Source organism: Streptomyces sp. NBC_00341, from assembly GCF_041435055.1.
Classification (GTDB): domain Bacteria; phylum Actinomycetota; class Actinomycetes; order Streptomycetales; family Streptomycetaceae; genus Streptomyces.
Genome location: NZ_CP108002.1, coordinates 4,972,916 through 4,986,227 on the forward strand (window position 1 = coordinate 4,972,916; position 13,312 = coordinate 4,986,227).

Below are 13,312 nucleotides of genomic sequence, written 5' to 3' on the forward strand. Positions count from 1 at the left end.
ATGGTGCGCAGCAGCGGTAGTGGTCAGGGGAACGGCAGGGGCCGGGGCGGTAAGGACGGGGTCGCGGCGGCGCGGCGCCCGGAGGTGCGGCTTCCGCCGCTCGAACCGTACGGCGGCGAGGGCCTTGAGCCGGACGGGGATTACGACGGGGTGCGCTTCGAGTCCGTTGATCTGGCGGACGAGTCGGGCCCGGGTGCCCGGTTCATGGACTGTGCGCTGGAGGGCTGTGCGCTGGACCGTACGGAGCTGGTCAGGGCCCGTTTCATCGATTCGGTGCTGACGGGGGTACGGGGGGTGGGCACGGATCTCGCGGGGGCGTCGCTGCGTGACGTGGAGATCGTGGACGCGCGCCTGGGCGGGGTGCAGATGCACGGCGCGGTGCTGGAGCGGGTGCTGGTGCGGGGCGGGAAGATCGACTACCTGAATCTGCGGAAGGCGCGGCTGAAGGACGTGGTCTTCGAGGGCTGTGTGCTCTCCGAGCCGGATTTCGGTGGCGCGCAGCTGGACCGGGTGGAGTTCCGGGACTGTGTGCTGAAGCGGGCCGATTTCAGCGCGGTGCGGATGGAGTCGGTGGATCTGCGGACGGTCGCGGAGCTGGACATCGCGCGCGGGGTGGAGCGGCTGGCGGGTGCGGTGATCAGCCCGTCGCAGCTGATGGAGCTGGCTCCGGCGTTCGCGGCGCAGATCGGGGTGCGGGTGGAGGCGTGAAGCCGCCCCGAGGCCGGAAGGGGGCCGGTCAGAGGCGGGGGAAGCGGGCCTGGAGGTCCCAGACCACCGGGTTGTCCGCGAGGCCTTCGTGCATGTCGGAGAGGTCCGCGATCAGGTCGTGCAGGAAGTCGCGGGCCTCGCGGCGCAGCAGCGCGTGGTTGAAGGTGAGCGGTGCTTCCTCCGCGGGCATCCAGTCGGCCTCGACGTCGACCCAGCCGAAGCGGCGCTCGAAGAGCATCCGGTCGGACGATTCGGTGAAGTCGAGTTCCGCGAACTGGCGGCGGTGCGAGCGGTTGCCGCGCGGGTCGCGGTCGAGCTGCTCGACGATGTCGCACAGGGCCCAGGCGAAGTCGAGCACCGGCACCCATCCCCAGCCTGTGGATACCTCGCGGTCCTCCTTGGTGTCCGCGAGGTAGACGTCACCGGAGAACAGATCGTGGCGCAGGGCGTGGACGTCCGCCCGGCGGTAGTCGGTCTGCGGGGGATCGGGGAAGCGCCGGGAGAGGGAGTAGCCGATATCGAGCACGGTTCGATGGTGTCATGCCCGGCGTGTCGCTCCTGCCGGTGGAGGCGGCGGCGGTCACGCGGGGGACGCGTTGCCCCCGTCGGCCGTGGTGGCAGGGGTGGCCCCGTCGGCCGCGGCGGCGCGCCGGACGCAGTCGCGGAGCAGGGCGCGACGCCGCTCATGGACGTCATCGGGTTCCTGGCCGGTTGCCGCGTAGACGTTGCTGACCGGTGACCAGGCCATGGACATGGCGATGACCATGGCCATGATGTCGAACGGGTCGCCCGCGCGGACCCGCCCGGCGGCCTGCGCCTCGGCGATGGCCGTGAGCTTGTGGTCGTGGTAGTCCTCGCGGGTCTCGACGAGGTGCCCGTCGGGCCGGCGCTCCAGCCGTGTCCACGTCGCCAGCCGGATGAGGTCGGGGCGGCGCAGGTATTCGTCGTAGAGACGGACGGCCCAGTCCGCGAGATCGTCGGCGTCGATGGGCACGACGTTGGTGATGCGCTCCAGCGAGCTGAGGAAGATCGCGTCGAAGAGCCGTTCCTTGTCACCGAAGTAGGCGTAGAGCTGTGCCTTGTTGGTGCGCGCCGCCGCCACGATGCGTTCGATGCGCGCCCCGGCGATGCCGTGCTCGGCGAACTCTTCGGTGGCGGCGTCCAGGATGCGCTGGTAGGTCGCGGCGCCTCGCGAGGTCGGGGGCAGTTCCGGCATGACCGCACTCTATCAAACAGAACAGTTTGTTTGCTTTGGGGTGCGGACGCGCTTACGCTGCGACAGACAGAACAGTCTGTTTAAGGAGTCAGGTATGCGCATGACCACCGGATGGCAGGCGGCCGGCCCGACGGCGCTGCGGCGCGTGCCGCTGGCCCGCCGAGAACTGCGCCCGGACGACATCGCGGTGCGGGTCGACTACTGCGGCGTGTGCCACACCGACCTGCACGCCCTGACCGCCTACGACCCGGATGCGGAAGCGCCCCTGGTGCCCGGTCACGAGTTCACCGGTGTGGTGACCGGGGCCGGCCCCGAGGTGACCGCCTTCTCGGTCGGCGACCGGGTCGCGGTGGGCAACATCGTCGACTCGTGCGGCGCGTGCGCCATGTGTGAGGCCGGACAGGAGAATTTCTGCCACTCCTTCCCGACCCTGACCTACGGCGGCGCCGACCGGCAGGACGGCACGACCACCCTGGGCGGCTACTCCCGCGAGTACGTCGTGCGCGACGCCTTCGCCTACCCGCTCCCCTCCGGCCTCGACGCGGCCGCGGCCGCCCCGCTGATGTGCGCGGGCGTCACCGTCTGGGAACCTCTGCACTCCCTGGGCGTCGGCCCCGGCAGCCGAGTCGCCGTCGCCGGGCTGGGCGGCCTGGGGCACCTCGCGGTCAAGATGGCCGTGGCACTCGGCGCGACCACGACCGTCATCAGCCGCACCCAGGACAAGCGCGACGACGCCCGCAAGCTCGGCGCCCACGACCTCATCGCGTCCACGGACGCCGGGCGGATGGCCGAGGCGCGCGACACGTTCGACGTCGTCATCGACACCATCTCCGTCCCGCACGACCTCGCCCCGTATCTGAAGCTGGTGGCGATGGACGGCACCCTCAGCCTCCTCGGGTACCTGGGCCCCGTCACCGTCGAGGCCATGGACCTGCTCATCGGCCGCAAGAAGCTCAGCTCTGCGGGCAGCGGGGGCCGTCCGGCGACAGCCGAGATGCTCCGGTTCTGCGCCGACAACGGCATCGCCGCCGACGTCGAGGTGCTCCCGTCGGCACAGGTGGACACGGCCCTGGACCGCCTCCGGCGGAACGACGTCCGCTACCGCTTCGTGCTCGACATGTCCGACCTGGACTGATCCGACCTGGACTGGAGGGAATCGGCGCACGCGCGGGACGCCCAGTACTCCAGGACTCCAGGGGGTTGCATGGACGCCTTTCGCCTGACCAGGCCGGCAACGCGATCACAGGACGAGCATGAGTTTGCCGCCGGGGCGGCGGGACTGGCTGAGCTCGGCCGCTTCCTGGATCCGGTCGAGGGCGTAGGTGCGGGCGACCGGTACGACCAGGATGCCTTCGCCGGCGAGCCTGGCGAACTCGTTCATCTGGTCGTAGCGGATCTCGGTGGTGATCCGGACGCCCAGTTCGGCTGCGGCGGCGAAGTCCGAGACGGTGAGGACACGGTCGGGATCCCCGGTCAGCTCGATCAAGGCCGGTAGCGAGCCGCCGGCCGGACTGGGCCGGTCGGCGCGGTCGATCCGGCCCCCGGTCGGCGCGGTGTCCAGGGCACGGTCCACGGGGCCCGGGGTCAGTGCGCTGACGCGTTCGGCCATGCCCTCGCCGTAGGTGGTCACCTGGGCGCCGATCCCTTCCAGGGCGGCGGCCCGAGTCGGCCCGGCTGTGGCGATCACCCGAATACCCCGGTGCAGCGCGAAGCGCACCGCCGCCTCGCCCACGGTGGTGCCCGCGCCGTGGACGAGCAGCAGCTCACCCGGCTGGACGCCGAGGTCGTCGAGCGCGCGCCACGCCGTCTCGGCCGCCATCGGCAGCGCGGCGGCCTGCTCGGCGGTCACGCCCTCGGGAATGTGTGCCCAGGCCGGCATCAGCGCGTACTCGGCGGCGCCGGCCGTCGGGCCGTCGAAGGTGGCCGGGCCGAACACGCGGTCGCCGACCTGGACGCCGGTGACACCCTCGCCGAGCGCGTCGACGGTGCCCGCGACCTCAAGGCCGAGCCCGCGCGGCAGCGGCGGCAGATGGTCGGCGAGGAGACCGTCGACGACGTGCCAGTCGGCCGGTGTCAGGCCGCATGCCCGCACGGCGATCCGGATCTGGCCGGGTCCCGGCTCCGGCTGTGGGACGTCGCGGAGCACGATCACGTCGGGGGAACCGAACCGGTCGAATTGCAGAGCCTTCATGACGATCTCCCAGCTGATGACAGCATCTGTTGTCATTGACCGTACCAGCTGATGACAGCTCCTGTTGTCGTACTCTGGTGGGTATGCCACGATGGGAATCCGATGCACAGGGCCGGCTCGAACGCGCGGCGCTCGAACTGTTCGAGACGCAGGGGTTCGAGCGCACCTCGGTCGCGCAGATCGCAGGCGCCGCCGGTCTGAAGGAGCGTTCCTTCTACCGCTACTTCCCCGACAAGCGGGAAGTCCTCTTCGCCGGCAACGAACTTGAGGCCCACCTCGTCGCCCAGGTCGAGGCGGCCGACCCGGGCCTCACCCCGATCGAGGCGCTGCTGACCGCACTGGGCACCGCCGAGGAGATCTTCCGCCCACGCGAGTTCCTGCTGCGCCGGGGAAGAGTGATCGCCGCCAACCCGGCACTGGCCGAGCGCGATCTGATCAAGCTCGCCGACATCGCCGACGCGCTGGCGCCGGCGCTCGAACGCCGCGGCGTCGAGCCCGGCAAAGCGCGCTTCATCATCGACATGGTGCTGGCGATCCACCGGCGCGCCATGCCCCGCTGGCTCGCCGAGCCGGACACCACCCTCGCTCAGCTCATGGCCCAGGCCACCGCCGAACTGCGCGAAGTGGTCGCGCCGCCGGCTCCGACGGTCCGTTGAGTCGGCCGCAGAAGAGGAGCAGCGCCCACCGGGCCCACCGCGACCCACCCCAGCGGGATCGGCTGGGGCGAGTTCAGTCACAGGGGTCGACAGTAGGGCGCGCGACCGGCGTGTAAAGCACGCTTTACATATGAGGAACAGGGTCAGAGAACTGCGGTCTGTGCAGGGGCTCTCGCGGCGGGTCCGTGGGGGTGCTGCGCCAGCGGATGTGAGCACCAGACCGGCGCGGCATGATCCGCCGGTCACCCCCTAACCGCAGCTCACGCTCGGGGCTCAAGCGTCGAGTTCCGAGCGCTCTTTCAGTGGAATGGGTGGAGGGATTGAATGCCCACCCGCCCTCCCTGCCTTGAGGGTTGACTTTTCGCGATCGACTTGCCACGGAGGGTAGCCGCGCTCTAGCGTCAGCAGAACCAAGACGGCCCCCGTCGGTGCAGAAACACCTAACGGGGGCCTGACCACTTCGATCGTCAGGACCGATCTGATGGCTGTCAGCCAGCTTAGTGCTGCCCCCTCTTCTGTGGCCGTACCCCGGCCCACGCTTGATCACCCGATGGTCAGTCCCGGGTACGGCAAGCGTTCGGCGCCCGGTCAACGTCCGCGCACCGAGCACGATTTCGCCCACCTCCTGCCCCGTGACGCCGCCGTCGCCGCGTACATCGACGGCCTGTGCGACGGTGCCGACATCTCCGTGAAGACCCTCGCCAAGACGCTCCCGTACGGCCAGTGCGCCCTGCGCACCACGCTCAACCGGCTCCAGGAAGCGGGTCACCTGCGCCGGGGCAGCGAGTGCATCGCGACGGAGGAGGCGCTGCTCTGGGTCACCCGGACGTTCTTCTCCCGCACCTGGCACGACGACGACTGGTGGGACACCTTCATCCGGGGCGACGTACCGCAAGAGCAGGCGCGGGCAGCCCAACGTCCGACCCGTTCGAGGTCGTTCATCCTGCTGGCCGCCCTCGGACGCAACACACCCGCCCTCACCCTCTCGCAGGCGGACTGCGTGGCCCTGGAACCACAGGTCACCGAGTGGTTCGAGCGCGGCGCCACCGAACCGGAAGTCCTGCACGCCCTCACCGAAGGCCTGCCCCCACGCATCCACCACGCCGCCGCACTCCTCCGCCGACGCCTGCACGACAAGCTGCCGCCCGTCCGCGAAGCCTCCCCCACCCCCCGCGTCGTCCTGCGCACCCTGGAATGCCGCGAATGCCGCGCCCCCGGCAACGCGTCAGCCATGCCCGGCGGACTCTGCACCACCTGCCGAGGCACCACCCCCGCCACCCCCAACGGCCCCGTCGGTGCCGTACCCGACCACGGCGTACGAGCCAGGATGAGCGCCGTACGCGCCGGACTCGTACCCCGCGCCGAGCGCGGACACCGGTGACGCCGGACGGTCTTCAGCCGAATCACCCCTTCAGGGCGTCTTCCCAGGTGTGCTGCTCGGCGTGGCCGGCGAACAGACAGCAGCCCTCACCGTCGGGACCTGGGGCGACCACCGGGCAGTCCGGCAACACGACAAGCTCGGCCTCGTCCGTCCCGTGCCAGCGGAGCCACAGCGCGGTCCCGTACGCGCAGGTGTCGGTGAGGAGACCGAAGTGCTCACCCTCGTGCGCGGACAACTGACACTGCACCGCCCTGTCGACGTACGTGGCGCCCGACTTCTCCAGCGCCTCCCGCGCCAGGTCGATGGGCACCCGGCGCCAGTGCGCGCAGCGCATCACGACTTCCCCTCGTCTCTCGTCGTCATGACCGAACTCCTTTGTGAATCTCGCTGCTCGTCCGGGGCAACATCCAGGAAAGCGCGCGAAGTCGGAGGTCTCCACGGCATCCATGCGGCAGTCTTGACGCAGGTCCGTGGACGGGCTCTGAAGGCCCCGAAATCGCGGGAAGGGGGCGCAATGGGACTGGCGGAACGACGCAGGACCCTGGGCTACAGTCAGGAGACGTTGGCCGAGTCACTCGGTGTGGACCGCACTACTGTCGGACGCTGGGAAAGCGGCAAATCCGCTCCTCAGCCGCCCCAGCGAAGGCCCTTGGCCACCGCCCTCGAAGTCAGCCTCCAAGAGCTGGACGCTCTCCTGGCGCCGCCACGAGCCGCAGACCGGGCGGCCGCAGGACACCAGTTCAGTGACCCCCCGAGCGCGGGAGACCCCGACGAAATGATCCGCCGCGAATTCCTCCGCATACTGACTGTCAGCGGGGTATTTGCCACCCTGCCGGTCGAGGAGGCCGAGGCCCTCACCGAGGGCGTCCGCCGGGGGGCGCCAGCCGACTTCGCACGCATGAACAGCCATCTCTGGCAGGTGTACCAACTGGCCCGCTCCAAGGGCTCCGTGTACCCCGTCATCCGTGACCAGCTGACGACACTCAACGAGGCATTGGCGGGCCACCGTGGAAGCGCGCGCCCCCTTCTGAACGCGGCCTCCGACCTCTTCCAGTTGGCCGGAGAGGTCGCGTTCGACAGCAACCGGTACGCCGACGCAGCGGCGTCCTACTCGCTCGCGGCATCGATCAGCAAGGATGCCGAGGCGTACGACCTTTGGGCATGCGCGCTCGTTCGCCACGCTTACGTGGACATGTCCGAGCAGTGCTACCACCACGCGGCGCAGCTGCTCGACGCGGCCGAGCGACTGGCCGGCCGGGGGGACAACAACCTCTCGACTCGGTATTGGGTCGCTTCCGTCCAAGCCGAGGCATACGCCGGCCTCGGCGACCTGGACGCGTGCGAGCGTGCGATGGACCAGGCGGAGACCGTCCGCGATCTCACCGCGGACAGCGTCAACGGTGGGTGGCTTCGGTTCGATGGTGCGCGGCTGGCCGAGGAACGGGGATCGCGCTACGTACAGCTCGGCCGTCTCGACCTGGCGGAGAACGCCTTGAAGGATGCCCTGGAGCAGGCGGCCCTGGCATCCGGGCAGTCGTACCGGCGACGCGGAGCAGTGCTCACCGACCTGGCCGCCATCGGCGCGAAGCGGCAGGACGTCGAGCAAGTTGTGGCGTACGGCAGGGAAGCCATCGGCCTGGCCCGAGCCTCCGCGTCCGGGTACGTCGCCCGTAGACTCCAAGCCCTGTGCGACGAGTTCGGTCCTTTGAGCCGCGACCACCGCGTGGCGGAGCTGGGGGCGGAGATCGCCATGCTGAGCACGCCGTGACGAGAGGGGTAGGCATGCCGCAGACCGAAGGTGCACGACTGTTCCGGGAAACCTGGATCGCGGGGGTGCAGCAGCACTTTCCCGGGGAGCCGAAGGCCGGCTATGTCATCCCGTGGGAAGACACCCCGCAGTGGGAGCGCGAGGCCGCAGGCTCGGTCTACGAGCAGGTCCGGCAGTTCGTCGAGATCAGTGGTGGCCACACGTCGAGGCTGTCCCGCGAGCAGAAGAGCCGATTCGTCGCGACGTGCTGGACGGCACAGATGTTCAAGCACTTCGAGGAGCCGAAGCCGGGCTACGTAGCGGACTGGCCCGACCTGCCGTCCTGGCAGCAGGAGACGGACGCCGACATCTTCGAAGCCATCGAGAAGGCGTGCAGCTGATCATCGCTAGATGCCGGTGGGGGCAGAGCGCCCACCGATGGGCTTCTCCACGGGGCACGCCGGACGGCCCTCAGCCCTCAGCCCTCAGCCCTCAGCCCTCACGGCAGCAGCCGTTGCTCCTTCGCCACGGCTACCGCTCCGGCGCGGGTGTCGACGTCGAGCTTGTCGTAGATGCGGCCCAGGTGGGTCTTGACGGTGGCCTCGCTGATGAACAGGGCGCGGGCGATGTCGCGGTTGCCCAGGCCCCGGGAGAGCTGGCCGAGGATGTCGCGTTCGCGGTCTGTGAGGGTGGGCAGCGGCTTGCGCATGCGGGCCATGACGCGGCTGGCGACGGGCGGCGAGAGCGTGGTGCGGCCCTGGGCGGCGGAGCGGATCGCGGCGAAGAGCTCCTCCGGGCGCTCGGCCTTCAGCAGGTAGCCGGTGGCGCCGGCCTCGATGGCGCGGGTGATGTCGGCGTCCGTGTCGTACGTGGTGAGGACCAGGACGTGGGCGCTTTCCGTGCCCGCCACGATCCGCCGGGTCGCCTCGACGCCGTCGATGCCCTCACCCAGCTGGAGGTCCATCAGGACGACGTCGGGGGTGAGCCGGGCGGCCAGGGCGACGGCCTCCTCGCCGCTGCCGGCCTCGCCCACGACCTCGATGTCCGGCTCGCTGCCCAGGAGGGCGAGGAGCCCGGCGCGTACGACGGCGTGGTCGTCGCAGAGCAGGATGCGGACGGGTGTGGGGACGGGCGGGTGCGCGGCGGTCATGCGGGGTCCCGGTTCGGTGGGGTGAGGGCGGGGGTCATGCGGGGTCCCTGGGGGTGAGGGCGGCGGACGGTCCGTCGGTGAGGGGGACCGCGGCGGTCACCACGGTGCCCTCGCCGGGCGCGGATTCGATGGTGAGGCTCCCGCCGAGCTGACGCAGCCGGGCGCGCATCGCGGGCAGCCCGTGCCCGCGCACCCCGCCCGGCTCCCCGGTGTGCGCGGCGGGCGCGAAGCCGTGGCCGTTGTCCGCGATGTCGAGGACGATCCGGTCGTCGAGGTGGGTGAGGGTCAGCGCGGCCTCGGTGGCGCCCGCGTGCTCGGTCACGTTGGCCAGGGCGCCCTGGGCGATCCGCAGCAGCGCGGACTGCACCCGGTCGGGCAGCGCGGTGGCGGGTGCGCCCTCGACGTGGCAGCGGACGGTCAGCCGGCCCTGCGCCTGCGCGGTCTCGCGGGCGGCGAGCGCGTGCAGCGCCGCGTCCAGGCCGCCGCCCTCCGCCAGGTCCGCGGGGGCCAGGTCGTGGACGAAGCGGCGGGCCTCGGCGAGGTTGCGCTCCGCGATGCCGGTGGCGGTACGGATGTGGCGGCGGGCGGTCGCCGGGTCGGTGTCCCAGGTGCGGTCGGCGGCCTGGAGCAGCATCTGCTGGCTGGAAAGGCCCTGGGCGAGGGTGTCGTGGATCTCCATGGAGAGCCGCTGGCGCTCCGCGAGGGTGCCCTCGCGCCGTTCGGTGGCGGCCAGCTCGCGGCGGGTGCGCAGCAGGTCGTCGATCAGCTCGTTCTGCGTGGCGGCCTGGCGCTGCATGTGGACGAAGACGGCGGTCGCGACGGCGGCGACGGCGGGCGGGGCGAGGATCAGGTTCGGGTCGAAACCGTCGGCCAGCCGCAGTTGCGCGGCGACGACGAACAAGGTGAGGAGCGCGACCAGGGCGAGCGCGGCGCGCGGCGGCAGGATGCGTAGCCCGGTGTAGAAGAGCGGCACCGCGCACCACGCGAAGCTCGGCGCGAGGACGACCAGCACCATCCACACGGCGACCAGCGCCCCCAGCCAGAGCAGGCTGCGCGGTGTCGGGCGGGAGCCGAGCACCGGGCCGATCACGTACAGGGCGGCCAGCGCGACGGACAGCCCGATGATCCACGGGGTGCGGGCCTCGCCGGGGTGGCGCAGCAGGAACCGGGTCAGCGAGGCACCCAGGAGCAGGAAGAACGCGGCGTGCATGAGCAGGGAGAGGCCCCGGGTGTCGTCCTCGGCTCGGCGGGTGCCCTGCGCCGAGCGGCTTCGCCGCTTCACCTCTCACCACCTTCTCCCGGCCGTGCCCCCTACCGCGCACCGCTGCTGACCTGCGCGGACATTCCATCGTCACCCTGATCGGCCGCCGCCGCATCAACCGATCGGCCGATGGGGCCGTCAGCCGTACCGCGCGCGGTGTCCAGCCGGTACGCCGACCGTACGGCCACGGGTCCGGCCGGAGCATTGATCTCAGAACGCAGGAACACCCACGGCCACCCACGGCCACTCCGGAGGAGCCCACCATGAAGAAGATGTCGCTGCGCACCCGTGTCCTGACCGGCGCCGTCGCCGCCGCCGCGCTCGGGGCCGGCACCCTCGGTGCCGTGTCCGCGAACGCCTCCGCCCCGGCCGCCGCGCCCGCCGCCGCCGTCAAGGCCGACACCGCGAACCGGAACCTCCAGCAGTCCACGCACCTGACCGTGGACGCCGCGTCGAAGGCCGCGCAGGCGGCCCTGGACGCGGCGGAGAAGGAGCACCAGAAGGTCGCCGTCTCCGTCGTCGACCGCAACGGCAACACCATCGTCACCCTGCGCGGCGACGGCGCGGGCCCGCAGGCGTACGAGTCCGCCGAGAAGAAGGCGTACACCGCCGTGTCCTGGAACGCGCCCACCTCCGAGCTGGTCAAGCGGCTGGCCCAGACCCCGAACCTCAAGGACATCCCTGGCACCCTGTTCCTCGCGGGCGGCGCCCCGGTGCAGGTCAAGGGTGCTCCGGTCGCGGGCATCGGAGTGGCGGGGGCGCCCAGCGGCGACCTCGACGAGAAGTTCGCCCAGGCCGGCGCCGCCGCCCTCGCCAAGTAGCCGGACCGGACACAGGAGAGACACATGAACGCCCTCGATCAGAAGCTGCTCGACGCCGCACGCGCCGGCGACACCGGTTCCGTGCGGACCGCGATCGAGGGCGGCGCCCGGGTGGACGTCCGCGACGAGGAGCTGCGCACCCCGCTGCTCCTGGCCGTCCACGGGGATCACGTCGAAGCGGCCCGGCTGCTCGTCGCGGCGGGCGCGGACCCCGACGCGCAGGACCGGCGCGAGGAGAGCCCCTGGCTGGCCACGGGCGTCACCGGCAGCGTCCCGATGCTGCACGCGCTGCTGCCGGCCGGGCCGGATCTCAAGCTCCGCAACCGGTTCGGCGGCATCGCGCTGATCCCGGCGAGCGAGCGCGGCCATGTCGCCTACGTACGGGAGCTGCTCAGGGTCACCGACATCGACGTCGACCACGTCAACCGGCTGGGCTGGACGGCGCTGCTGGAGGCCGTGATCCTCGGTGACGGCGGCCGGGCGCACCGGCAGATCGTCGAGCTGCTGCTGGCGGCGGGTGCGACGCCGGGGCTGCCGGACGGCGACGGGGTCACGGCCCTGGAGCACGCGGAGCGCCGAGGCTTCGCGGAGATCGCGGCGCTGTTGCGGGACACCCGATGAAAGCCGTCACGCGGTCGGCACGGTGCCGGCATCCCCCTACTCCGACATTCCGCACATAGGATTATCGGTGTGGATCACGGCTTCTCGAGACGCGGCACGGCCCGCACGCCCCGCACTGCCCGCAGATCCAGACCCTCCAGGGCCACGCCCGCCAGGGTCAGGACCGCCGTCCTGCTGCTCGCCCTCGCTCTTCTCGCCCCCGCCTGTACCGGCGGGGTGGAGGGAAAACCGGGCGCCCCCGGGGTGCGCGACCCGTACTTCCCCAAGCTCGGCAACGGCGGGTACGACGTCACGCACTACGACCTCACGCTCGATGTCGACCCGGACGAGCAGACGCTGCGGGGCACCGCCGAGATCACCGCGCGCGCCACCCAGGACCTCAGCTCGTTCAACCTCGACCTCGACGGTCTCACCGTGGACTCCGCGACCGTGGAGGGCAGGCCGGCCGCCGTCAACCGGGCGGGCAGCGAGCTGACGCTGCGTACGGACCCGAAGGCCGAGGACCGGCTCCGCGAGGGCGAGACGTTCCACACCGTCATCCGCTACTCCGGCTCCCCGAAGACCATCACCGACCCGGACAAGTCGGAGGAGGGCTGGCTGCCGACCGACGACGGCTCCCTCGCCCTCGGTGAGCCGACCGGCTCGATGGCCTGGTTCCCGGGCAACAACCACCCGAGCGACAAGGCCACGTACGACATGCGGGTCACCGTCCCCAAGGGGCTGACGGCGGTCTCCAACGGGGTGCAGGCCGGTCCGCCGACGACGGAGGGGGGCCGCACCACGTACCGCTGGCACACAGCCGAGCCCATGGCGAGCTATCTCGCGGTCCTGGCCGTCGGCCGGTTCGAGACGAAGACGTCCACGATGGCGGGCGGCATCACGGTGTTCACCGCCGTGGACCCGGAGTCGGCGGAGGCGAGCGCGCGGACCGTGGCCCGGGTGCCCGAGGTGGTGACGTGGGAGGCGGAGCACTTCGGCCCGTACCCGTTCTCCGCCACGGGCGCGATCGTCGAGCGCAAGGGCGACGCCGGGTACGCGCTGGAGACACAGAACCGGCCGTTCTTTCCCGGGCCGCCGAGCGTCGGGCTGCTGGTCCACGAGATGTCGCACCAGTGGTTCGGCGACTCGGTCACGCCCGCGAGCTGGCGGGACATGTGGCTCAACGAGGGGCCGGCGACCTACGCGGAGTGGCTGTGGGAGGAGGAGAAGGAGGACACCCCGGCCCAGGAGTCGTTCGACGAGGCCTACGCGGACGACGACAACTGGGCCTTCCCGCCCGCCGATCCGCCGTCCGCGGCCAACATCTCCGACCCGCCGGTCTACGGGCGGGGCGCCATGGTCATCCACAAGATCCGCGAGGCGGTCGACGACGACAAGAAGTTCTTCGCGCTGCTCGCGGGCTGGACGAAGGCCCACCGGCACGGCAACGCGACGACGGCGGAGTTCGCCGCGTACGTGGAGAAGGCGACCGGCCTGGATCTGACCGGGCTGTGGAAGAAGTGGCTGTACGGCAAGGACCGTCCGGCCGCGGACGACTGACGGGTCGGTCGTGGCTGTGCG

15 protein-coding genes are annotated in these 13,312 nt (G+C 71.3%); 9 read left to right on the forward strand and 6 right to left on the reverse strand.

The window, feature by feature from the left end; translation table 11 throughout:
* Positions 1–708 carry a pentapeptide repeat-containing protein gene (locus OG892_RS22330; RefSeq protein WP_073733004.1) on the forward strand — a complete coding sequence of 236 codons (708 nt, stop codon included), beginning with the start codon at positions 1–3 and terminating at the stop codon, positions 706–708.
* Positions 709–736: 28 nt separating this feature from the next.
* On the opposite strand, the gene OG892_RS22335 is transcribed toward OG892_RS22330, so the two are convergent.
* Together OG892_RS22335 and OG892_RS22340 are read right to left on the reverse strand one after the other, a co-directional pair.
* Entirely contained in the window at positions 737–1,234 is a 498-nt protein-coding gene (locus tag OG892_RS22335) for a hypothetical protein (RefSeq protein ID WP_073733003.1), read from the reverse strand.
* Positions 1,235–1,288: 54 nt separating this feature from the next.
* Entirely contained in the window at positions 1,289–1,924 is a 636-nt protein-coding gene (locus OG892_RS22340; RefSeq protein ID WP_371630085.1) for a TetR family transcriptional regulator, read from the reverse strand.
* A gap of 94 nt (positions 1,925–2,018) precedes the next feature.
* Here OG892_RS22340 and OG892_RS22345 point away from each other — a divergent pair, with 94 nt between their 5' ends.
* Complete coding sequence (locus tag OG892_RS22345; RefSeq protein ID WP_371630086.1) at positions 2,019–3,059, forward strand: NAD(P)-dependent alcohol dehydrogenase; 1,041 nt, start codon at positions 2,019–2,021, stop codon at positions 3,057–3,059.
* Between the two features lie 105 nt (positions 3,060–3,164).
* Here the strand turns inward: OG892_RS22345 and OG892_RS22350 are convergent, their stop codons facing one another.
* Positions 3,165–4,115: an NADP-dependent oxidoreductase gene (locus tag OG892_RS22350; protein WP_371630087.1), complete on the reverse strand. Its 951-nt coding sequence runs from the start codon at positions 4,113–4,115 to the stop codon at positions 3,165–3,167.
* Positions 4,116–4,198: 83 nt separating this feature from the next.
* Between OG892_RS22350 and OG892_RS22355 the strand changes: the two genes are divergently transcribed.
* Both OG892_RS22355 and OG892_RS22360 read left to right on the forward strand, forming a co-directional pair.
* Entirely contained in the window at positions 4,199–4,771 is a 573-nt protein-coding gene (locus OG892_RS22355; RefSeq protein WP_073732999.1) for a TetR/AcrR family transcriptional regulator, read from the forward strand.
* A 550-nt stretch (positions 4,772–5,321) separates the two neighbouring features.
* Positions 5,322–6,152 carry a hypothetical protein gene (locus tag OG892_RS22360; protein WP_371630088.1) on the forward strand — a complete coding sequence of 277 codons (831 nt, stop codon included), beginning with the start codon at positions 5,322–5,324 and terminating at the stop codon, positions 6,150–6,152.
* A 22-nt stretch (positions 6,153–6,174) separates the two neighbouring features.
* Here OG892_RS22360 and OG892_RS22365 read toward each other — a convergent pair whose 3' ends face one another.
* On the reverse strand, positions 6,175–6,486 hold the full coding sequence (locus tag OG892_RS22365) for a hypothetical protein (RefSeq protein WP_371630089.1): 312 nt from the start codon (positions 6,484–6,486) through the stop codon (positions 6,175–6,177).
* Positions 6,487–6,666: 180 nt separating this feature from the next.
* Here OG892_RS22365 and OG892_RS22370 point away from each other — a divergent pair, with 180 nt between their 5' ends.
* Both OG892_RS22370 and OG892_RS22375 read left to right on the forward strand, forming a co-directional pair.
* The gene (locus tag OG892_RS22370; RefSeq protein WP_327338265.1) at positions 6,667–7,920 is read left to right on the forward strand and encodes a helix-turn-helix transcriptional regulator; all 1,254 of its coding nucleotides are present in this window, start codon (positions 6,667–6,669) and stop codon (positions 7,918–7,920) included.
* A gap of 14 nt (positions 7,921–7,934) precedes the next feature.
* The gene (locus OG892_RS22375; protein WP_327338266.1) at positions 7,935–8,300 is read left to right on the forward strand and encodes a hypothetical protein; all 366 of its coding nucleotides are present in this window, start codon (positions 7,935–7,937) and stop codon (positions 8,298–8,300) included.
* 98 nt (positions 8,301–8,398) lie between these two features.
* On the opposite strand, the gene OG892_RS22380 is transcribed toward OG892_RS22375, so the two are convergent.
* Together OG892_RS22380 and OG892_RS22385 are read right to left on the reverse strand one after the other, a co-directional pair.
* Entirely contained in the window at positions 8,399–9,049 is a 651-nt protein-coding gene (locus tag OG892_RS22380) for a response regulator (protein ID WP_371630090.1), read from the reverse strand.
* Positions 9,050–9,083: 34 nt separating this feature from the next.
* The gene (locus OG892_RS22385; RefSeq protein ID WP_371630091.1) at positions 9,084–10,331 is read right to left on the reverse strand and encodes a sensor histidine kinase; all 1,248 of its coding nucleotides are present in this window, start codon (positions 10,329–10,331) and stop codon (positions 9,084–9,086) included.
* A gap of 242 nt (positions 10,332–10,573) precedes the next feature.
* Here OG892_RS22385 and OG892_RS22390 point away from each other — a divergent pair, with 242 nt between their 5' ends.
* From OG892_RS22390 to OG892_RS22400, 3 genes are all read left to right on the forward strand, one after another.
* On the forward strand, positions 10,574–11,131 hold the full coding sequence (locus OG892_RS22390) for a heme-binding protein (RefSeq protein WP_328865985.1): 558 nt from the start codon (positions 10,574–10,576) through the stop codon (positions 11,129–11,131).
* Between the two features lie 24 nt (positions 11,132–11,155).
* A complete protein-coding gene (locus OG892_RS22395) occupies positions 11,156–11,752 on the forward strand; it encodes an ankyrin repeat domain-containing protein (protein ID WP_371630092.1) in 597 nt (198 codons plus the stop codon).
* A gap of 174 nt (positions 11,753–11,926) precedes the next feature.
* Positions 11,927–13,291, forward strand: coding sequence for a M1 family metallopeptidase (locus tag OG892_RS22400; RefSeq protein WP_371631670.1), 1,365 nt, complete (start codon positions 11,927–11,929; stop codon positions 13,289–13,291).
* Positions 13,292–13,312: the final 21 nt, after the last annotated feature.

Coding starts and splice junctions, on each gene's coding strand:
- OG892_RS22330 (WP_073733004.1), top strand. CDS start 1: ATGGTGCGCAGCAGCGGTAGTGGTCAGGGGAACGGCAGGGGCCGGGGC.
- OG892_RS22340 (WP_371630085.1), bottom strand. CDS start 1,924: ATGCCGGAACTGCCCCCGACCTCGCGAGGCGCCGCGACCTACCAGCGC.
- OG892_RS22345 (WP_371630086.1), top strand. CDS start 2,019: ATGCGCATGACCACCGGATGGCAGGCGGCCGGCCCGACGGCGCTGCGG.
- OG892_RS22350 (WP_371630087.1), bottom strand. CDS start 4,115: ATGAAGGCTCTGCAATTCGACCGGTTCGGTTCCCCCGACGTGATCGTG.
- OG892_RS22355 (WP_073732999.1), top strand. CDS start 4,199: ATGCCACGATGGGAATCCGATGCACAGGGCCGGCTCGAACGCGCGGCG.
- OG892_RS22360 (WP_371630088.1), top strand. CDS start 5,322: ATGGTCAGTCCCGGGTACGGCAAGCGTTCGGCGCCCGGTCAACGTCCG.
- OG892_RS22365 (WP_371630089.1), bottom strand. CDS start 6,486: ATGCGCTGCGCGCACTGGCGCCGGGTGCCCATCGACCTGGCGCGGGAG.
- OG892_RS22370 (WP_327338265.1), top strand. CDS start 6,667: ATGGGACTGGCGGAACGACGCAGGACCCTGGGCTACAGTCAGGAGACG.
- OG892_RS22375 (WP_327338266.1), top strand. CDS start 7,935: ATGCCGCAGACCGAAGGTGCACGACTGTTCCGGGAAACCTGGATCGCG.
- OG892_RS22380 (WP_371630090.1), bottom strand. CDS start 9,049: ATGACCGCCGCGCACCCGCCCGTCCCCACACCCGTCCGCATCCTGCTC.
- OG892_RS22390 (WP_328865985.1), top strand. CDS start 10,574: ATGAAGAAGATGTCGCTGCGCACCCGTGTCCTGACCGGCGCCGTCGCC.
- OG892_RS22395 (WP_371630092.1), top strand. CDS start 11,156: ATGAACGCCCTCGATCAGAAGCTGCTCGACGCCGCACGCGCCGGCGAC.